Origin of the sequence: Pectobacterium brasiliense, assembly GCF_016950255.1 — a bacterium.
In the GTDB taxonomy this organism is placed as follows: domain Bacteria; phylum Pseudomonadota; class Gammaproteobacteria; order Enterobacterales; family Enterobacteriaceae; genus Pectobacterium; species Pectobacterium brasiliense.
In genome coordinates this window covers 1-19,470 of record NZ_JACGFN010000004.1, presented here as the reverse complement: position 1 = coordinate 19,470, position 19,470 = coordinate 1, and the positions used below count along the sequence as shown (strand labels likewise).

Below are 19,470 nucleotides of genomic sequence, written 5' to 3'. Positions count from 1 at the left end.
CATCCCGCCAGCATCGCCTGCTGCTATAACGTCTCGCTCTCCTCTGCGGATACGGAATCCGTTTCTTTTCTGCGGCGCAGCTTCAGGCCAATCCAGAAAACCAACACCACGCACAGGATTGAAGGAATAAAGTTCGATCCTATGGCGGGATATTCAACGCGCACGATGGCGCTGTAAATCAATAATCCCAGCAGAAAACTGGCCGCCGCCAGCATCGGAATGCCTTCCGGCATACTGTGGTGTAAATAGCGTTGATGCAGACAATAAATGGACAATACCAGCGCAATCAGGGGAAAAATAGAGAACGGAACAATACTGCTGAACAAGGCGGCGAATGCGCCATTGACGGATAAGCCCGCAATCAACGCCAGCACCAGCGTACCTTTTTCTTGGTGAGGTTTTTCTGTCATGGATTCTCCCTTTTCATGTTGTTGGTATAGAGGATTTATGGCACGGTAAAGCTACTATCGTGTTCTTTTCTGTACCAGTAATAAGCACCTTTGGCGATCATCCGCAGTTGCAGTACTAACCGCTCTTCTAGCTGTCTACGCTGTTCCAGGGAAACATCCAGGGCTTCCGCCCCCGCGCTGAAAACAATGGTCACCATCGCTTCCGACTGCGCTTCCGCGAAACTGCGGGGGATATGGTTTTCCACCTCAAGATAATCCGCCAGTTCAGCGATAAAATGCTGAATCTCCCGCGCAACCGCCGCACGGAATGCCGCCGACGTCCCTGAGCGCTCACGCAGCAACAGCCGGAACGCATTAGGATTATTGCCGATAAACTCCATGAAGGTGGCAACCGACGTCCTGATGATGCTACCCGTCTTGGCAATACGCTGCCGGGCCTGTCGCATTAACTGGCGCAGCATCAGCCCGCTTTCGTCAACCATTGTCAGCCCCAGCTCATCCACGTCACGAAAATGACGATAGAAAGACGTCGGCGCGATACCCGCTTCTCGGGCAACTTCACGCAGACTCAGGCTGGCAAAACTGCGTTCAGCGCTTAACTGGCTAAATGCAGCTTCAATAAGGGAACGACGAGTCCGTTCTTTTTGTTGTGCTCTGACACCCATTATGCTGCCCAAATGATCTACTCCCCTTTCCAGAGGGGCACTATAGCAAACTTTATTGTCCGCAGAATGCGACAAAGTTTGCCATATTAAGAATGTGAGAATCTGTTTCCATAGTAAAGGCAGGGATGATTGGGTTCTGCCGCAGTCGATGTTACAATCGCACAATGTTAAGGCCACGTTATTATTTTGTATAAAAACAGGTTTAACCTACCATGACTCTAGAACATCAATTCGATTATGATGCCATTGTGATTGGTTCCGGTCCCGGCGGTGAAGGTGCAGCAATGGGATTGGCCAAGCACGGTGCCAAAATTGCGGTGATTGAACGTCACTACAATGTCGGCGGCGGCTGTACCCACTGGGGTACGATTCCTTCCAAAGCCCTCCGCCACGCCGTCAGCCGTATTATCGAGTTCAATCAAAACCCCCTCTACAGTGACAACTCCCGCATTATCCGCTCCTCATTTTCCGACATCCTGCGCCACGCCGACAGCGTCATTGGTCAGCAAACCCGTATGCGACAAGGATTTTATGAGCGTAACCAGTGCGAGTTGTTTTCCGGTGAAGCCAGCTTCATCGATGCACATACGATTGCCGTTCACTACCCAGACAATACCCATGAAACGCTGACCGCCGCGAATATCATTATCGCGACCGGTTCACGTCCGTATCATCCGGCAGAAGTCGACTTTAACCACCCGCGTATTTATGACAGCGACTCGATTCTGCAACTCGATCACGAGCCTCAGCACGTCATCATTTACGGTGCGGGCGTTATCGGCTGCGAATATGCCTCTATCTTTCGCGGCCTGAGCGTTAAGGTCGATTTAATCAATACCCGCGATAGGCTACTGGCCTTTCTCGATCAGGAAATGTCGGACGCCCTGTCTTACCATTTCTGGAACAACGGCGTGGTGATTCGCCACAACGAAGAGTTCGAGAGTATTGAAGGGCTGTCTGACGGCGTTATCGTTCATCTGAAGTCAGGCAAAAAGATGAAGGCGGACTGCCTGCTTTATGCCAACGGGCGCACGGGTAACACGGAAACGCTGGGGCTAGAGAATATCGGCCTGAGCACTGACAGCCGCGGGCAGCTCAAGGTCAACAGCATGTACCAGACGGCGCTGGCGCATATTTATGCCATCGGCGATGTCATTGGCTATCCTAGCCTGGCATCAGCGGCGTACGATCAGGGTCGACTCGCAGCACAGGCGATCATCAAAGGTGATGCCAGCGCGCATCTGATCGAAGATATCCCAACCGGCATTTATACCATCCCGGAAATCAGTTCCGTGGGGAAAACCGAGCAAGAGCTCACCGCGATGAAAGTGCCTTATGAAGTCGGGCGGGCACAGTTCAAGCATCTGGCGCGAGCGCAGATTGTTGGGATGAATGTGGGGAGTTTGAAGATTCTGTTTCACCGTGAAACGAAACAGATTCTGGGTATTCACTGCTTTGGTGAACGCGCCGCTGAGATTATCCACATCGGGCAGGCCATCATGGAACAGAAAGGTGAAGGCAATACTATCGAATATTTCGTTAATACTACCTTCAACTATCCAACCATGGCAGAAGCATACCGTGTAGCCGCGCTGAACGGGCTTAACCGCTTATTTTGACAGGTTTTCCATATAGCCTTGCATATGCTCGCGGATGGTATCAGCAAGTTGCTCATAGCGTCCGCGCAGCGGTGAACCGGGGCGATACACCAGCGCGATAGTGCGCTTGGGCTCCGGTTTATAGCACGGCAAATAGCAGACGCCATCGCGCTCACGCTCACGCGGAACCGACAACGACGGCAGCAGCGTAATACCGCTTCCAGCTGCGACCATGTTGCGCAGTGTCTCCAGACTGGTCGCCCGGAAATGCGTATCTTCGTCCGCTCCCGCCTGAAAACAGAAGCCCATCGCCTGATCGCGCAGGCAGTGGCCGTCTTCCAGCATCAGCAGTTTTTCACCCGCCAGATCGGACATCGCCACGCGTTCGCGGTTCGCCCAAGGGTGATCCTGATAAATGGCCAGCTTCATCGGCTCGTCGAAGAGGGGAACTTCGATGAAAGCTTCGGACTCTTTCACCATCGCCAGAATGGCGCAGTCCAGTTTGCCGCTGTCCAACTGGGCCAGCAACTGATGGGTTTGCGCTTCGTGCAGATACATTTCGAGTTTGGGAAACGTGCGATGCAGCATTGGAATGATTTGCGGCAGCAGATAAGGCCCCACAGTGGGGATCAGGCCGATGTGCAACGGTCCGGACATGGTTTCACCCTGCTGACTCGCCATCTCTTTTAATACTTTAACCTCGCGTAATACCGTTCGTGCCTGCTCGACCAGCAGCAGCCCCGCTTGCGTAAACAAGACCTTGCGACTGGTTCGTTCCAGCAGCATCACGCCGAGTTCATCTTCCAGTTTACGAATCTGTCCACTAAGTGTTGGCTGACTCACATGGCAGGAATCTGCCGCACGCCGAAAGTGACGATGTTCTGCCAGCGCGACAAGATACTCTAAGTCCCGAATATTCATTATTATTCTCCTTATCATGATAGCTAACAGCGATAGATAGGATATCAACGAACGATAATCCCTATCAACATCCAAAATGAATAATATATCCCACCAAAGCGTATCTATTGATTTCTACAGGAATAAAACAATATTTTTACGATTTCGGTACCACTTGGGCATGCCTACCTGCTTCCGCCACGCTATAACAAGCAGACTGACATCTTCAAGCGATTTGGCAGCGACAGCATTTTGTGTGTGTCGGCCAACGATACTCCCGCGATCGACAGCGGGAAATCTGACCAGCAGGCAAAGTCATTAACGGTATGGGAATACGCGGAGAGAAATATAGGATTCGAATAGTCAGGAGGATGGTTAATAACGCCGCCGAGCGGTCATCGTACTGTTATGAATAATAGAAACAATTATTTGAACGACTCGCGATAAAAGCGGGATAAGAGATAAAAGCAGGCGCTGGAGATAATCACTGAATCGTTCAGTAGCGCTCTTACATGAATAGGAATCTCATCCCTGAGACTCCTCCTTTTCAGAGCCGAAGTTAGTGACGTTGAAAGGCGTTCCAATCCCGTTACTCTTCGTCACCGCGCTGCGGCCTCTTTCTTCCTGAAATATTGCGTGTCGCCTCAGCGTGCCACATCAGGGCGGACACCCAGCGTATGGCAAATCGCATAGCTCAGTTCCGCGCGGTTCAGCGTATAGAAATGGAAATCTTTTACGCCTTCACGACTGAGAATTTTCACCATATCCATGGCGATAGACGCGCCCACCATTTTGCGGGTTTCTGGATCGTTATCCAGGCCGTCAAACATGGTCGTCATCCAGTTCGGCACTCGGACGTTGGTCATCGTGGCAAATTTTTGCAACTGCTTGAAGTTCGACACTGGCAGAATGCCCGGCACAATTTCTACATCGATGCCCGTCGCCACGCAGCGATCGCGGAACCGCAGATAGCTTTCTACGTCGAAGAAAAACTGTGTGATAGCCCGGTTCGCGCCAGCATCAATCTTGTGTTTCAGGTTAATCAGGTCAGCCTGGGCGCTTTTCGCTTCAGGGTGTACTTCAGGATAGGCAGCAACGGAAATATCGAAATCACCGACCTCTTTCAACAGCGAAACCAGATCCGCCGCGTACATGTCCGGTTTACCGCCTTCTGGCGGCAAATCGCCGCGCAGCGCGACAATATGGCGGATACCGCTCTGCCAGTAATCCTGCGCAATTTCACGCAGTTGCTCACGCGACGCATCAATACAGGTCAGGTGAGGTGCCGCTTCCAGGCCAGTACGCTCTTTAATCGTTTTGATAATGCTGTGAGTACGGTCACGCTCGCCAGAATTTGCCCCGTAGGTCACGGAAACAAACTTGGGCTTCAGGCTGCTCAGTCGATCGATAGAACTCCACAGGGTGTCTTCCATCTCGCTGGTACGCGGCGGGAAAAATTCGAACGACACATTAATGCGCCCCTGTAATTCCGCCAGACTTTGATTCAGCGCTTCCCGCTGGTTTGCGTGAAAAAAGCTCATACCTGCTACCCCGTTGACCGTGATTGTTATTATCATTCGTTAAACGTCTATACGTTTAGACGTCTATATAGAAAATGACGTAATCTGCTTAAAGAGTCAACGTTTTTCAGCACGACAACCCGTGATGATTGCTCACGGTAAATGAAAAAAGTTCATGATGGATCAGGAGTGGTGACTTTTATACACAAACCCAGAAGTATCGTGGGTTGTGCCGTTATCCGGCGTAAAAAATTATGCTGAGGAGAGTACGGGCTTAGGATGAACGCAGGGAGACGGCTCAAGCTAAGCCAGAAAACCAGCGGCATAGGGCGAGCGGCGTTTGATCCGGCCCATGTCGGGTGCGTGCTACGAGATAACATGAAAATGGCGATATAGTGGCGCACGAAACCGTCTCTTCGTCTGCATAAAAATATGACTAAGAGACGGCCAATAGTATGTCGCGCTTACAGCAGGTTCTACAACAACTGCGCCAAACGGTTTAGGTCAGACTGAAGCGCACCAGCGGTGACATCGCGTCCCGCGCCCGGCCCACGGATAACCAGCGGGTTATCCCGATACCAGCGGCTTTCAATCGCAAACACGTTATCACCCGGCAGCAGCGAGGCCAGCGGATGATCGGGGCGAACCGCTTCAACGCCCACGCGCGCTTTACCGTTGCTGTCAAAGCGTGCGACGTGACGCAGAACCAGACCCATTTCCTGTGCGGCTTCCAAACGACGCAGCATTTGCTCGTTCAACGAATCGCCGTTCTCGAAGAAGTAATCGACAGACCCCTGCTCACAACCCGGCGGCACCAGCGACTCAACCCGAACCTGACTAGGCTCGATGTCATAGCCCGCTTCACGCGCCAGAATCACCAGCTTACGCATGACGTCCTGACCAGAGAGGTCAACACGCGGATCCGGCTCGGTCAGACCCTGCTGGCAAGCCTGATCGACCAGTTCGGTGAACGGCACGGTGCCGTCAAACTGCAAGAACAGCCAGGAAAGCGTGCCGGAGAAAATCCCACTGAGTGCCAAAATACTATCTCCGCTTTCGCGCAGATCGCGTACCGCAAAGTTGACCGGCAAACCCGCGCCCACGGTCGCGTTATACAACCAGTGACGATCCGTTTTAGCGAACGCGTCGCGGATCTGGCGATAGTTATTGCCGCCTGATGCACCCGCCAGTTTGTTAGCGCTGATGACGTGGAAACCATAGCTGGCGAAATCCAGATACAGATCGGCGACCGATTCACTGGCGGTGACGTCCAGCACCACCAAATCATCGAAGGGGTGCGCACGCATCCACAGGAACAGATCTTCACCATCCCGCTCTTGCGCTTCACTTTCGAAGAAGGCCAACGCACGGCTGGCATCCAATCCGTCATAGTTCAACAGGCTGCGCGTACTGTCCACCACACCGGCCAGTACAAACTCAAAACCGGTACGTGCAGACAGATTGCTCTGCTCACGCGCAAACAGCTCCAGCCAGCGTGAACCAATATTTCCTTTGCCGAACAGCACCAGACCGATACGTTTTTCTGCCCGGAACAGCGAATGGTGCAGCCCGCGAATCAGATGCTCCGTCGGACCGACACGCAGCACCGCCACCAGGCTGATGCCATCATCGGCCTGGCGGACAAATTCAATCGGCTGATCTTTCAACTGCTGATAGAAGCGGTGGCTGTGCAGCGGATTTTTACCCACGCCTGCACCGACCATCGCGACCATCGCCAGCCCGTCACGCTGATTGAGTTCAACGGGTAACGCAGCCTGTGCCAGCAGTTGCAGCGCGCTATCCACCACTTCGGAGGTGTAACACAGTTGCAGCAGGTTACGATCCTGATGAACGCCGATCGCCAGCGGTTTCAACTGCGCACGGTTCAGAAGCTGTTCGACTTCTTTTTGCAGCAGCACAAAATCGTGTTCAGAAGGAACCTGAACTTCAATCAGGCACACGTCATCATGACTGGTGACAATTTTGGCACCTGTGCCCGAGGCCAGTACGCGTTCAATACGCGTCGACCCTTGTTCAGGCTGATAGCTGCAACGCAACTGCAGGTCGATATCGCTGCCGGAAACGGGCTGTAAGGTACGCGTATGTAATACCGGTGCCGCCAAACGCGCCAGTTCACTGGCTTCATCTAGCCGCAGCAGTGGCAACAGGCAGGCATCTTTCACTTTACGCGGGTCGGCGCTATATACCCCGGCGACGTCGCTCCAGATGGTCACGCGTTCAACGCCCGCCAATGCACCAATTTGTGTAGCAGAATAGTCACTACCGTTGCGCCCCAGCAGCACCGTTTCACCTGCATCATTGCGGCAGATAAAACCCGTTACCACTAAACGCTGCCCTGCGTGTTGCGTCAGATATTGCTGCAACAGCGGCCAGGAACGGCCTTCATCCACCTGCGGCTGCGCGGCACGTTCTGCGCAGAGAAAATCACGCGCATCCAGCCACGCGGCATTCATATCCCGATGATTCAGTAAGGCGGACATCAAACGAGCCGACCAGATTTCCCCGTGCCCAACCACTTCGGCGTAGACGGCATCCGTCATCTTGCCATCCAGCAGCGCAGCCAAACGCTCCAGATCGCGAATAAACTGAGCGGTCAGCGTCTCTGCCTCTTGCGCAGGCAGAAGCCCGGCAATCAGTTCACTGTGGTAGCGGCGTAATGCCTGCTGAACCTGATGCGCCGACAGACGGTCGTTCTGGCTCAGTTTCAACCAGCTAATCAGCTGGTTTGTGGTACTGCCTGCGGCAGATACCACCATCAAATCACCGGGGTGGCTATACTCCGCCATAATACCGGCTACGCGCAGGTAACACTTCACATCGGCCAGACTGCTACCGCCAAACTTATGCAGCTGTCGGCCCGTTACCGATGGCGCTACTCCTAATGCACTCATTCTTACCTCTTGGCTGCGGCTTGAAACGCACGATCCAGATCGGCAACCAGATCATCGCCGTCTTCAATGCCGGTGGAAATACGCAGTAATGTTTCAGAGATACCCGCCGCGGCACGCGCTTCTGGTGCCATGCCAGCATGCGTCATCGTTGCCGCATGAGAGATGAGGCTTTCGACTCCGCCCAGCGATTCCGCCAGTGTGAACAGCTCCAGCGAGGCCAGAAAACGGCGTAGCGTGTCTTCATCTCCATCCAGCTCAAAACTTAGCATAGCGCCAAAGCCGGATTGTTGACGGCGGGCAATATCATGACCGGGATTGTTCGGCAGTGAAGGATGGTACAGCGCCTTCACCAACGGCTGCGTCTGTAAGAATTCAACCACTTGTTGCGCATTACGCTGCGCGGCCGCCATACGTGGCGATAAGGTACGCAGGCCACGTAGCAGCAGATAGCTGTCAAACGCCGCGCCTGTAACACCGATATTGTTCGCCCACCAGGCCAGTTCAGTAATGGTATCGGCATCTTTGGCGATCACTGCACCCGCCACTACGTCAGAGTGACCATTCAGGTACTTGGTACAGGAATGCACCACCAGATCGGCCCCCAACTCCAGCGGCTTCTGCAGCGCCGGGCTCAGGAAGGTGTTATCGACCACGCTAACCGCGCCTGCTTCCCGCGCAGCCTGACAAATCGCGGCAATATCCACGACGCGCAGCAGCGGATTACTCGGACTTTCCACCAGCACCAGCTTCGGCTTTTCTGCCAATGCCGCGTTGAGCGCATCGGTATCACTTTGATCGACAAATTTGACGCGAAATGCGCCGCGTTTGCTCAGGCTGTCAAACAGACGATAGCTGCCGCCATAGCAATCATGCGGCGCCACCAGCAGATCGCCGGGACGCAGGAACACCGTGCAAACCAGCATAATCGCCGACATTCCGCTGCTCGTCATTACCGCACCCGCACCACCTTCCAGTTCAGCAAGCGCATGCTGCACAACATCACGCGTGGGGTTACCGCGACGCGAATAGTCGTGTGCGCGTGGCTGGTTGAATCCGGTAAAGTTATACGTGCTGGAAAGGTGAATGGGGGGGACGACGCAGCCATACTGCTCATCATCATTTAACCCGCTGCGGACTGCGATCGTTGCCTGTTTACGCGTCATCGGCTCATTTCCTGGCTGGAGGCTGAAAAGATAGGAACTTAAGAGTAAACGCAGTTTTAATAGACGTCAACACATCTAGACATCTAAACTTCTTTGCGTATAGATTGAGCATAAGCATAATAACCGCTAGAATTGTGGCATTTCATGACAGATGCTGTCTTCATTAGATTAATTTTTAAGGTATCCCATGGCTGAGTGGAACGGCGAGTATGTCAGCCCTTACGCTGAACACGGTAAAAAAAGCGAGCAAGTCAAGAAGATAACAGTATCTATCCCATTGAAAGTATTAAAGATACTGACTGACGAACGCACGCGTCGTCAGGTGAACAACCTGCGCCATGCCACCAACAGCGAACTGCTGTGCGAGGCGTTTCTGCACGCGTTCACAGGTCAACCGTTACCGAATGACGAAGACCTGCGTAAAGAACGCAGCGATGAAATTCCTGAAGCCGCGAAAATCATCATGCGTGAAATGGGTATCGACCCGGATACATGGGAATACTGATCGCGTTTGCGCTGTCGGTTTCGTGGCTAGCCCCGCCTTCTCTGGCGGGGTTTTGCTATGCAAAGAATCCCGCTCAACACATCACTCTTCATTAACCTCTAAAACCTCGCCCCTCCACCGCTCGCACTTCTTCCGAACGCTTCGTCTTCCACTCACGCTGTGAATCGGGATTGCATTTAATTTGTTATGTTATAACATACCATTTTTAATCTATAACGGTGATATGCCGCATCATGACAGAGCTTCTCTCCAGTAAACCCGCGCTGCTACAGCTTCACCATGTTTCCGTTGCCGACGCCAATCGTGCGCCGCGACTCAGTGATATCTCGCTGTCCATGCACGCGGGCGAGCGCTTGGCGTTGGTTGGACCCAACGGTAGCGGTAAATCCACGCTGTTGCGCGTGTTAACCAGCGAACTCGGCGCAACAGCGGGATACGTCCATCTAAACGGTCAACCGCTGAATACACTCAGCCGTCATGAGCGAGCAAAGCGCATCGCTATTCTGGCGCAGAACGATGCACCGGACCTGCGTCTGCGGGTCGCAGAGTACGTCGCCTTAGGGCGGATTCCCCACCACGGATTCAGCACGCCTGCGTACGATCGCCAGCTCATTGAAGAAGCGCTGGACGATACCGGATTATTACCGCTGCGCCACCGCCTGCTGGGCACGCTCTCCGGTGGAGAACGTCAACGCGCGGCGCTGGCGCGTACGTTTGCGCAAACGCCGCAGCTCCTGCTGTTGGATGAGCCCACTAACCATCTCGATCCATTAGCACGTGCGCAACTGCTGTCTCTGGTGCGGAAACGCGGTATTTCAACGCTGGCGGTGCTGCACGATCTGCCACTCATCACCCCCTTTGCCGACCGTGTCGCTGTGTTGCAACAGGGAACGCTACTCCGCTGGGGAACACCTGCACACGCGCTGAGCGCCGACTGTGTGAAATCCGTATTTGGAATGGAGAGTTTTACGGTGCCGCATCCGATAAACGGCTCGCCCATTCGCATCTTTGAAGCCCCTGAACTGCACTAAGGAACCCTGATGAAAATAACGCTTCTGTCTGGACTGCTGGCATTGACGTCGTGCTGGGCACACGCCTCGGGTTTTCCGGTCACGGTCGACAGCTGTGGGCAACCGCTAACCTTCACCCAGCCGCCGCAGCGAGCCGTTATTCATGATCTGAACATGACGGAAATGGCGTTTGCGCTTGGGCTGCAAAAAAATATTGTCGGGCTGACGGGGATCACCGGCTGGTATAAAGCGCCCCCGGACTTTATCAAGCAGCAGGGCACAATCCCTGAACTGGCAGCAAAATACCCGACGTTGGAAAATCTGCTGGCTGTACACCCGGATTTCTTCTTTGCAGGGTGGAACTACGGCATGAAAGTCGGTGGCGAAGTCACGCCGCAAGCGCTGCAAAAATACGGCATTCAGACACTGGTACTCAGCGAAAGCTGCGTTTTCACCGAACAGCAGAAACAGCGGCCACGAGCCAGCATGGATCTGCTCTACGGCGACATGCTGAAACTGGGGAAAATCTTCGGTAAGCAGGAACAGGCTCAGGAACAGATTGACGGCTGGAAGCAGCACATTGCCGAACTGCAAACCCGTATTGGCAATCAGCCAAAGCAGACGGTTTTTCTGTATGACTCTGGCGACGATAAGCCCTTTACCAGCGGGAAATTCGCCATGCCAACCGCCATCATTGAGGCGGCGGGCGGCAAGAACGTCATGGACGATATGGAGACGAGCTGGGCCTCGACATCGTGGGAAAGTGTGGCGGCACGCGAGCCTGACGTTATCATTTTGCTGGATTACCAGACCGGCAACGGTGCAGATGCGTTAAGGCGCTTTCTGGAATCACATCCGCTGATAAAATTTACCCCCGCCGTACGACAGCATCGCTATCTGAAACTGCAATATGCAGAGCTCACGCCGGGGCCCGCGAATATCGCTGCCGTCGATAAACTGGCGCACGCACTCTATCCGGATGCTTTTAAGTGAGCCCTACGTCTTCACGTTATGCCGTGACCTTCGTTATCGCGCTGCTGATACTGGCTGGGCTGATGCTGTTAAACATTGCGACAGGCAGCACGACGATCCCCCTTACGCAGGTCGCCAGCGTGTTGGGGCTATCGTCGGCGGACGTGTCGCCGATGACGTCACGCATCATTCTGGAACTGCGTATTCCCCGCAGCCTGCTGGCGGCGCTGTGCGGCGCGGGGTTAGCAATGGTCGGTGCCTTTTTGCAAACGGCAACCCGCAACGATCTGGCTGACCCGTTTCTGTTTGGCCTGTCTGCAGGAGCCTCAGCGGGTGCGGTCGCCGTCATCACCCGCTTTGGTGAGCAGCTCGGTGACTGGGCGCTGCCGATGGCGGCCTTCTGCGGCGGACTCTTATCGGCTGTCGCCGTAACCGTGCTGTTTCTGCTGCAACAGGCGCGGGGCGCAGAGCGCCTCATCATCTGCGGATTGGCGATCTCATTTCTGTTCGGCGCGCTGACAAATTATTTGGTGTTTTCCGGCGATCAGCGGGCCGCCAGCTCGATTCTTTTCTGGTCGCTGGGCGGGCTGGGCCTTGCCCGTTGGAACACGTTACCTTTTGCGGTGTTCAGCGTTCTGCTGCTATTCGGCCTCACCGCCCTGCGCTGGCGTGCGCTCGACGCGCTGCTGGCTGGCGGACAAACCGCAGCCTCAATGGGGGTTAATCTGTCTCGCGTACGGGTGGAAATTTTCATCTGCTGCGCGTTCGCCACGTCGCTGTTAGTCGCGCTGACTGGCGTGATTGGGTTTATCGGCCTGATGATTCCCCATCTGGCTCGCCCGCTGAGCGGCGTGCTGCACAAGAAGCTTCTGCCGCTGACCGCCGTGCTGGGTGCGGTACTGCTGTGCGGCGGCGATTGGCTCAGCCGACAGCTACTGGCACCACAGGAATTACCCATCGGGATTATTACGGCAGGGTTGGGCGGCATTTTCGTTCTGGGGATGCTGGTAAAACGTCAGCAGGGATGAAATAACTCCAATAACTCCAAAATATTGCCAGCTGGAGTTATTGGGGTTATCTTTATCGTATTAAAGGGCAGCGGGGTGCAGGGATGGATAGCAGGACGTTAATAGCAGAAATCAAGGCCGATGGGTGGGAACTGATAAGAGTGAACGGAAGCCACCACCATTTTATGCATCCTAGTAAACCGGGGTTAGTCACAATCCCCCACCCTAAGAAAGATTTACCGATAGGCACGGTAAAAAGCATCAGGAAACAAGCAGGAATATGATCATCGCTGACTCGAAGAGGCTTAATTATGTTTTATCCGATTGCAATTGAAGCAGGCGACGATACCCACGCATACGGTGTAACAGTGCCAGATCTACCGGGCTGTTTTTCTGCAGGCGATACGCTAGACGATGCCATCGCGAATGCTAAAGAGGCGATTACCGGACATATCGAACTGCTGATCGAGATGGGTCAGGATGTTCCTACCGTGTCGTCAGTAGGCAAATTGGCAAAAAGCGCAGAATACGCCGGGTACACGTGGGCGGTTGTTGATATCGATGTGACGCGTTTAATGGGCGGTTCAGAAAAAATTAACGTCACGCTGCCTAAATCGCTGATTGACCGAATTGACCGTTGCGTGGCGAGTAATCCTGAATTTAAAAGCCGCTCAGGTTTTCTCGCGCAGGCGGCATTAGAGCGAATCTCGTCTTCCCGATAAATAGCACTGACACACCAGAAACAACAAAGGCACCTGTCGGTGCCTTTGCAGAAAGTTACTATGCCAAAAGGGACGATGCCAATTGGCCAGTAGAACTTATTTTTTAGCGCCTGGAACGGAGAAACGCTTGTTGAAGCGGTCAACACGGCCACCAGTTGCAACATCACGTTGTTTGCCGGTGTAGAACGGGTGGCATTCGCCACAAACGTCCAGGTTCAGGTCACGACCCACGGTAGAATGGGTCTTGATCACGTTACCGCAAGAGCAAGTTACAGTAACTGCAGAATAATTCGGGTGAATACCTTTTTTCATGGGGAAACCTCAGTTAAGGCCGTGTCGCTATCCAGCCCTGTTCCGCCAGACACCACACGAAAGTTGTATAAGTAAGTTTCATTATGCAAACGGCACAATGGCGGCGGATCATACAGAATCCGCTACCCTGATGCAATCGCATCCACACATTATCCCTCGCAGCATGTACACTAGCGCCTTGCGTTATTTTCACCCCGCGTCGCGCATGATACAGACCCCTCGGTTATGTCATTGATCGCCGCACAAATCACGTCGACTATCACGGAGAAGTTATGTCTGTCGCTCAGGTCGCTTTGCCCGTGCCATTGGCACGTACATTCGATTATTTGCTACCCGCAGGAGGCATCACTCCGCAGGTCGGCGCGCGCGCGTCAGCGTCTCCTTTGGTAACCGTAAAGCGATCGGCATTATTACCGCGCTGAGCGACACCAGCGAACTTCCGCTTGAACAATTAAAACCCGTGCATGACGTGCTGGACGAGCAGCCGCTGTTCCCCCCCAGCCTGTGGCGCATCTTGCTGTGGGCCGTTGAGTATTATCACTATCCGATTGGCGAAGTGCTGTTCCACGCGCTGCCGATCCTACTGCGTCAGGGGAAACCCGCACACCGTGCTCCTCTCTGGCAGTGGTTTGCCACCGAACAGGGTCGGGCGACGCCGCTCAGCACACTCAAACGTGCCGCAAAACAGCAGCAGGCGCTGGCGGCCCTACTTCAGTCGCCGCTTTACCGCCATCAGGTAAGCGAAATCGGGCTGACGGAGACGGCGTTGCAGGCGCTACGCAGCAAAGGTCTGTGCGAATTACAGGCCGCAGAGCAAACGCTTCACGACTGGCGTCAAAGTTTTAGTTTGGCAACCGACCGACTGCGTTTGAATACCGAACAGGCTACTGCCGTCGGCGCGATCCGCAGCGAAGATAACCACTTTGCCGCCTGGCTGCTCGCAGGTATCACCGGCTCGGGCAAAACCGAAGTCTATCTCAGCGTGTTGGAAAACGTGCTGGCACAGGGCAAACAGGCGCTGGTGTTAGTGCCGGAAATTGGCCTGACGCCGCAAACCATCGCCCGCTTCCGCGAACGGTTTAACGCCCCGGTGGATGTGCTGCACTCTGCACTCAACGACAGCGAACGCCTTGCAGTCTGGCTACGTGCCCGCAGCGGTGAAGCCGCCATCGTCATCGGAACGCGGTCAGCGTTATTTACGCCCTTTGCCCGTTTGGGGCTGATTGTGATCGATGAAGAGCACGACAGTTCCTACAAACAGCAGGAAGGCTGGCGCTATCACGCCCGTGATTTGGCGGTGTTCCGCGCCAGAGAAGAAGACATTCCCATCGTCATGGGGACGGCGACGCCCGCGCTGGAAACGCTGTATAACGTCCAGATCGGCAAGTATCGACGCTTGAATCTGACCAAACGAGCGGGCAATGCCTCGCTAGCCAAACAGCACGTCATCGATCTGAAAGGGCTGCCGCTGACGGCCGGGTTATCTCAGCCGTTGATTACCCGCATCCGCCACCATCTGACGAACGATAATCAGGTTATCTTGTTCCTTAATCGGCGCGGGTTCGCCCCCGTGGTGATGTGCCACGAGTGCGGCTGGATTGCCGAGTGTCAGCGCTGCGATCACTACTATACCTACCACCAGCATCAGAGGATGCTGCGCTGCCACCACTGCGACAGCCAGCGTCCGGTTCCACAGCAGTGCCCCGGCTGCGGCTCAACCAATATGGTGCCGGTCGGTCTGGGTACCGAGCAGTTGGAACAAAGCCTTGCGCCGATCTTTCCAGATGTCCCGATCACCCGCATCGATCGTGATACCACCAGCCGTAAAGGGGCGCTTGAGCAGCAGCTCTCGCAGGTCAGGCAGGGCGGCGCACGTCTTCTCATCGGCACACAAATGTTGGCAAAGGGGCATCACTTCCCTGACGTGACGCTGGTGGCCCTGCTGGACGTGGACGGTTCGCTGTTCTCTGCCGACTTCCGCGCAGCCGAACGTTTTGCGCAGCTCTATACTCAGGTGGCGGGTCGCGCAGGACGTGCAGGCAAGGCGGGCGAAGTGGCGCTGCAAACTCACCACCCGGAACATCCGCTATTACAAACGCTGCTGCAACAGGGCTACGATGCCTTTGCCAGCCAGGCGCTGACTGAACGGAAAAGCGTTTTTCTGCCGCCGTTTACCAGCCATATTCTCTTCCGCGCTGACGACCACGATAATCAGCAGGCCGCATTATTCCTCCAGCAGTTGCGTAATTTGCTGGAGGCGAGCCCGCTGCGGGATGAATCACTCTGGCTGCTGGGCCCAGTCCCTGCTTTGCAACCCAAACGTGCGGGACGCTTCCGCTGGCAGCTCTTGCTACAGCACCCCTCCAGAGCGCTATTGCAGAAACTGGTCAGAACATCGCTGACGCTAATCGGCACGCTGCCGCAGGCGCGTAAAGTGAAATGGATGCTGGATGTCGACCCCACGGACGGTTAGCGCTTCCTGTTAGCGCCATTTCGGTTTCTTGCCACTCATTTTTTGCGATCGGCGTCGAGAACACGATATTCATCACACTTTCTGTGCAAATTAAGCAACAAAACCTGCGTTCAATCTGTTATCACTGTCTGCGTAGGCCGTATGCTGAGGCCAGCCGTTTACTGAGGTCAGATCGTGTACTCAGGTATAGCGCCGTTCCATCGGCATACCGTCCCCAAAAAGCGTTACCCGTAATCATAGAAAGTCAGTAGACAGGGGCGTTCTGCTGACAGTCAGCGCCAGTTAACGCTGACGCAAGGAGAAAAGCGTTGAAGCAGAAGAAAGGCGTCACCACGGCGACGATGAAAGACGTGGCGGATGAAGCGGGCGTTTCCACCGCGACCGTATCCCGAACGTTAATGAACCCAGAGAAAGTCTCTGCGACCACCCGTAGGAAGGTCGAGCAGGCTGTCATCGCCGTTGGCTATTCGCCTCACGCACTCAACAGGAATCTCAAGCGTAACGAATCGCGCACGATCCTGACGATCGTCCCGGATATCTGCGATCCTTATTTCTCCGAAATATTTCGCGGGATCGAGGAAACGGCAGCCGAACACGGCTATCTGGTGTTGATTGGCGATTGTGCTCACCAGCATCAGAAAGAAAAAACCTTTGTCGACCTGATTATTACCAAACAGATCGACGGCATGCTGTTACTCGGCTCTAATCTGCCGTTTGACGCAGGCCAGGAAGAGCAGCGTAATCTGCCGCCGATGGTGATGGCGAATGAGTTCTCACCGGATCTGGCGCTACCCACCGTGCATATCGATAACCTGACCGCCGCCTTTGAAGCCGTACACTATCTGTATCAGGCGGGTCATCAACGCATCGCCTGCATTGCGGGGCCAGAGCACATGCACCTGAGCCAATATCGCCTCCAGGGATATATTCAGGCCCTGCGCCGCAACGGGATTCTTATCGATAATCAGTATATCTTTCGGGGCGATTTCACCTACGAAACCGGGATAAACGGCCTGATTGCGCTGATGCAACATCCTCAGCCGCCCAGTGCAGTCTTCTGTCATAGCGATCTCATGGCGCTGGGCGTGCTGGCGCAGGCCAGAAAGATGGGGCTGGATATCCCGCGCGACCTCTCAATTATCGGTTTCGATGATATCGAACAGGCGCAGTACAGCTGGCCGCCTCTAACTTCTGTCGCCCAGCCTCGTTATCAGATCGGACGCGAGGCAATGCTGCTACTCTTAGAGCAGTTGCAAGGTAACACGGTACAAAGCGGTTCCCGTCTGTTGTCCAGTGAGCTGGTCATACGCGACAGCGTCGCCGCGCCGAATTACGCCCGTAACAGGCTTTAAGACTTCAGGTGCTGGTCAAATATTTGAGGGTTCAGTAACATGACCCCCTAATTATATTATTTACCTATCAATTCACAGCGAAACGACAGTGGCACAAAGAGACTACGTGAGCCGGGGACGTTCATCAGGGACGCGCCGGAAAACGACAAATAGCCGGAAAAAAGGCAAGGCTTCAGGTGCGTCCAAAACGATGATCGCACTCGCTGTTGCCGTTTTGGTCACCTTCGCGGGCGGTCTGTACTTTATCGCCCATAATAAACCGGACGATTCACCCGTCCTGCCGCATCAGAATGCAGGCAAAGGTAACGGGCTGCCCCCCAAACCGGAAGAACGCTGGCGCTACATCAAAGAACTGGAAAATCGTCAGTTGGGCGTCACGACGCCAACGGAGCCTTCCGCGGGTGGCGAAATTCAGTCGCCAGTGCAGTTGACGGGACGAACAGCGCCAGCTGCTGGAACAGATGCAGTCTGATATGCGTCGTCAGCCAACGCAGCTTTCCGAAGTGCCGTATAACGACCAGACGCAGGTTCCGCGCTCTCAGGTGACAATCAAGCCGCCGACCCAATCGATGCAGCAGCCGCCTGTCGTAACAACGCAACCCGCCACACGCGCACCTGCGGTCACGCAAACGACACCTGTTGTGCCGAGACATGAAGCAGCAAAACAGGAAGCACCGAAGCAACAGCCGGTCAAACAGCCTGAAGCGCCAAAAGCCGAGAAAACCCAGCGCTGGGCGATCCAATGTGGCTCCTTCAAAACCATGGATCCTGCCGAATCGGTCAGAGCACAGCTGGCGTTTGCCGGTATCGAAAGCCGCATCACCTCTAACGGCGGCTGGAACCGTATTATGCTTGGGCCTTATAACAACCGTGCTGCCGCAGATAGCATGATCCAACGTCTTAAGGGCGCGGGCGCATCAAACTGTATTCCTCTTGCCAGCGGGGGTTGAAAAACCCCACGCCTTCCCCCATCTATAACTTCAATGTGGCCCCGAATCATGCGGGGATCTTTTTCTTCAAACGGGGACTGACTCGTGACAACAATTGTAAGCGTACGCCGCAACGGCCAGGTGGTCATTGGCGGTGATGGACAAGCCACTCTGGGCAACACCGTGATGAAAGGCAACGTGCGTAAAGTGCGTCGTCTCTACCATGACCGCGTCATCGCCGGTTTCGCAGGCGGCCACGGGCGGATGCCTTCACCCTTTTTGAGCTTTTTGAGCGCAAGCTGGAATTACATCAGGGTCATCTGGTGAAGCTGCCGTCGAGCTGGCGAAAGACTGGCGTACTGACCGTATGCTACGCAAGCTGGAAGCCCTGTTAGCCGTTGCGGACGAAATGCCTCGCTGATCATTACCGGTAATGGTGATGTCGTGCAGCCTGAAAACGATCTGATCGCGATTGGTTCGGCGGGTCCTTATGCACAGGCTGCCGCGCGTGCTTTACTGGAAAACACCGAGCTGGGTGCGGCGTGATATCGTCGAGAAATCTCTGGGGATTGCTGGCGACATCTGTATCTACACCAACCAGTTCCACACGATAGAAGAATTAGCCTCCAAGGCGTAAGGATTCAACTATGTCTGAAATGACCCGCGCGAGATAGTCAGCGAACTCGACAGCGTATATCATCGGCCAGCATAAAGCGAAACGCGCTGTTTTCCATCGCGCTGCGTAACCGCTGGCGCCGCATGCAGTTGGACGAAGCACTTCGTCATGAAGTGACGCCTAAAAAAATATTCTCATGAGTCGGTCCGACCGGGCGTCCGGTAAAACCGAAATCGCTCGCCGTCTGGCGAAGCTCGCCAATGCGCCGTTCATCAAAGTGGAAGCCACTAAAATTCAACCGAAGTGGGGCTACGTAGGGTAAAGAGTTGACTCCATCATCCGCGATCTGACGGATTCCGCGATCAAAATGGTGCGCCTTCAGTCCATCGAAAAAAACCGCTTCC

Annotated in this window: 15 protein-coding genes and 4 pseudogenes; 12 read left to right on the top strand and 7 right to left on the bottom strand. The window is 54.5% G+C overall.

Annotated features, from left to right (window positions below):
• Nucleotides 1-23: 23 nt before the first annotated feature.
• Nucleotides 24-410 carry a YijD family membrane protein gene (locus H4F65_RS21400; protein WP_010281483.1) on the bottom strand — a complete coding sequence of 129 codons (387 nt, stop codon included), beginning with the start codon at nucleotides 408-410 and terminating at the stop codon, nucleotides 24-26.
• A gap of 35 nt (nucleotides 411-445) precedes the next feature.
• Nucleotides 446-1,075 carry an HTH-type transcriptional repressor FabR gene (gene fabR, locus H4F65_RS21395; RefSeq protein ID WP_010281484.1) on the bottom strand — a complete coding sequence of 210 codons (630 nt, stop codon included), beginning with the start codon at nucleotides 1,073-1,075 and terminating at the stop codon, nucleotides 446-448.
• Between the two features lie 212 nt (nucleotides 1,076-1,287).
• On the opposite strand from fabR, the gene sthA reads away from it, so the two are divergent.
• A complete protein-coding gene (gene sthA, locus H4F65_RS21390) occupies nucleotides 1,288-2,694 on the top strand; it encodes a Si-specific NAD(P)(+) transhydrogenase (protein ID WP_010281485.1) in 1,407 nt (468 codons plus the stop codon).
• On the opposite strand, the gene oxyR is transcribed toward sthA, so the two are convergent.
• The 4 genes from oxyR to metB all read right to left on the bottom strand — a co-directional run bounded on the left by oxyR (nucleotide 2,686) and on the right by metB (nucleotide 9,168).
• Complete coding sequence (gene oxyR / locus H4F65_RS21385) at nucleotides 2,686-3,594, bottom strand: DNA-binding transcriptional regulator OxyR (protein ID WP_010281486.1); 909 nt, start codon at nucleotides 3,592-3,594, stop codon at nucleotides 2,686-2,688. The genes sthA and oxyR overlap by 9 nt on opposite strands.
• Nucleotides 3,595-4,217: 623 nt before the next feature.
• Nucleotides 4,218-5,114, bottom strand: coding sequence for a methylenetetrahydrofolate reductase (metF, locus tag H4F65_RS21380; RefSeq protein ID WP_010281488.1), 897 nt, complete (start codon nucleotides 5,112-5,114; stop codon nucleotides 4,218-4,220).
• Between the two features lie 455 nt (nucleotides 5,115-5,569).
• A complete protein-coding gene (locus H4F65_RS21375; protein ID WP_010281491.1) occupies nucleotides 5,570-8,005 on the bottom strand; it encodes a bifunctional aspartate kinase/homoserine dehydrogenase II in 2,436 nt (811 codons plus the stop codon).
• A 2-nt stretch (nucleotides 8,006-8,007) separates the two neighbouring features.
• Complete coding sequence (gene metB, locus H4F65_RS21370) at nucleotides 8,008-9,168, bottom strand: cystathionine gamma-synthase (protein ID WP_010281494.1); 1,161 nt, start codon at nucleotides 9,166-9,168, stop codon at nucleotides 8,008-8,010.
• A gap of 187 nt (nucleotides 9,169-9,355) precedes the next feature.
• Between metB and metJ the strand changes: the two genes are divergently transcribed.
• The 6 genes from metJ to H4F65_RS21340 all read left to right on the top strand — a co-directional run bounded on the left by metJ (nucleotide 9,356) and on the right by H4F65_RS21340 (nucleotide 13,384).
• The gene (gene metJ / locus H4F65_RS21365; protein WP_005973355.1) at nucleotides 9,356-9,673 is read left to right on the top strand and encodes a met regulon transcriptional regulator MetJ; all 318 of its coding nucleotides are present in this window, start codon (nucleotides 9,356-9,358) and stop codon (nucleotides 9,671-9,673) included.
• 233 nt (nucleotides 9,674-9,906) lie between these two features.
• Complete coding sequence (locus H4F65_RS21360; RefSeq protein WP_010281500.1) at nucleotides 9,907-10,704, top strand: ABC transporter ATP-binding protein; 798 nt, start codon at nucleotides 9,907-9,909, stop codon at nucleotides 10,702-10,704.
• Nucleotides 10,705-10,713: 9 nt separating this feature from the next.
• Nucleotides 10,714-11,676, top strand: a complete 963-nt coding sequence (locus H4F65_RS21355) for an ABC transporter substrate-binding protein (RefSeq protein ID WP_010281502.1) — start codon at nucleotides 10,714-10,716, stop codon at nucleotides 11,674-11,676.
• Nucleotides 11,673-12,683, top strand: coding sequence for a FecCD family ABC transporter permease (locus tag H4F65_RS21350; protein ID WP_010281503.1), 1,011 nt, complete (start codon nucleotides 11,673-11,675; stop codon nucleotides 12,681-12,683). Before H4F65_RS21355 ends, H4F65_RS21350 begins: the two co-directional genes overlap by 4 nt.
• An 83-nt stretch (nucleotides 12,684-12,766) precedes the next feature.
• Nucleotides 12,767-12,946 carry a type II toxin-antitoxin system HicA family toxin gene (locus tag H4F65_RS21345; protein ID WP_010281507.1) on the top strand — a complete coding sequence of 60 codons (180 nt, stop codon included), beginning with the start codon at nucleotides 12,767-12,769 and terminating at the stop codon, nucleotides 12,944-12,946.
• 27 nt (nucleotides 12,947-12,973) lie between these two features.
• The gene (locus H4F65_RS21340) at nucleotides 12,974-13,384 is read left to right on the top strand and encodes a type II toxin-antitoxin system HicB family antitoxin (RefSeq protein WP_010281508.1); all 411 of its coding nucleotides are present in this window, start codon (nucleotides 12,974-12,976) and stop codon (nucleotides 13,382-13,384) included.
• 96 nt (nucleotides 13,385-13,480) lie between these two features.
• Here H4F65_RS21340 and rpmE read toward each other — a convergent pair whose 3' ends face one another.
• Nucleotides 13,481-13,696: a 50S ribosomal protein L31 gene (rpmE, locus tag H4F65_RS21335; RefSeq protein WP_010281510.1), complete on the bottom strand. Its 216-nt coding sequence runs from the start codon at nucleotides 13,694-13,696 to the stop codon at nucleotides 13,481-13,483.
• A gap of 272 nt (nucleotides 13,697-13,968) precedes the next feature.
• On the opposite strand from rpmE, the pseudogene priA reads away from it, so the two are divergent.
• The 5 genes and pseudogenes from priA to hslU form a co-directional block, all read left to right on the top strand.
• A pseudogene (gene priA, locus H4F65_RS21330) lies at nucleotides 13,969-16,169 on the top strand (primosomal protein N').
• Between the two features lie 308 nt (nucleotides 16,170-16,477).
• Nucleotides 16,478-17,521: a DNA-binding transcriptional regulator CytR gene (gene cytR / locus H4F65_RS21325; protein WP_010281514.1), complete on the top strand. Its 1,044-nt coding sequence runs from the start codon at nucleotides 16,478-16,480 to the stop codon at nucleotides 17,519-17,521.
• Nucleotides 17,522-17,609: 88 nt separating this feature from the next.
• A pseudogene (ftsN, locus tag H4F65_RS21320) lies at nucleotides 17,610-18,471 on the top strand (cell division protein FtsN).
• An 84-nt stretch (nucleotides 18,472-18,555) separates the two neighbouring features.
• Nucleotides 18,556-19,087 (top strand): annotated as a pseudogene (hslV, locus tag H4F65_RS21315) (ATP-dependent protease subunit HslV).
• Nucleotides 19,088-19,097: 10 nt separating this feature from the next.
• Nucleotides 19,098-19,470: pseudogene (hslU, locus tag H4F65_RS21310) on the top strand (HslU--HslV peptidase ATPase subunit); the annotation flags it as partial.

Bases quoted from the DNA above. Each gene is read 5' to 3' on its own strand.
- H4F65_RS21400 (WP_010281483.1), bottom strand. From the start codon at position 410: ATGACAGAAAAACCTCACCAAGAAAAAGGTACGCTGGTGCTGGCGTTG.
- fabR (WP_010281484.1), bottom strand. From the start codon at position 1,075: ATGGGTGTCAGAGCACAACAAAAAGAACGGACTCGTCGTTCCCTTATT.
- sthA (WP_010281485.1), top strand. From the start codon at position 1,288: ATGACTCTAGAACATCAATTCGATTATGATGCCATTGTGATTGGTTCC.
- oxyR (WP_010281486.1), bottom strand. From the start codon at position 3,594: ATGAATATTCGGGACTTAGAGTATCTTGTCGCGCTGGCAGAACATCGT.
- metF (WP_010281488.1), bottom strand. From the start codon at position 5,114: ATGAGCTTTTTTCACGCAAACCAGCGGGAAGCGCTGAATCAAAGTCTG.
- H4F65_RS21375 (WP_010281491.1), bottom strand. From the start codon at position 8,005: ATGAGTGCATTAGGAGTAGCGCCATCGGTAACGGGCCGACAGCTGCAT.
- metB (WP_010281494.1), bottom strand. From the start codon at position 9,168: ATGACGCGTAAACAGGCAACGATCGCAGTCCGCAGCGGGTTAAATGAT.
- metJ (WP_005973355.1), top strand. From the start codon at position 9,356: ATGGCTGAGTGGAACGGCGAGTATGTCAGCCCTTACGCTGAACACGGT.
- H4F65_RS21360 (WP_010281500.1), top strand. From the start codon at position 9,907: ATGACAGAGCTTCTCTCCAGTAAACCCGCGCTGCTACAGCTTCACCAT.
- H4F65_RS21355 (WP_010281502.1), top strand. From the start codon at position 10,714: ATGAAAATAACGCTTCTGTCTGGACTGCTGGCATTGACGTCGTGCTGG.
- H4F65_RS21345 (WP_010281507.1), top strand. From the start codon at position 12,767: ATGGATAGCAGGACGTTAATAGCAGAAATCAAGGCCGATGGGTGGGAA.
- H4F65_RS21340 (WP_010281508.1), top strand. From the start codon at position 12,974: ATGTTTTATCCGATTGCAATTGAAGCAGGCGACGATACCCACGCATAC.
- rpmE (WP_010281510.1), bottom strand. From the start codon at position 13,696: ATGAAAAAAGGTATTCACCCGAATTATTCTGCAGTTACTGTAACTTGC.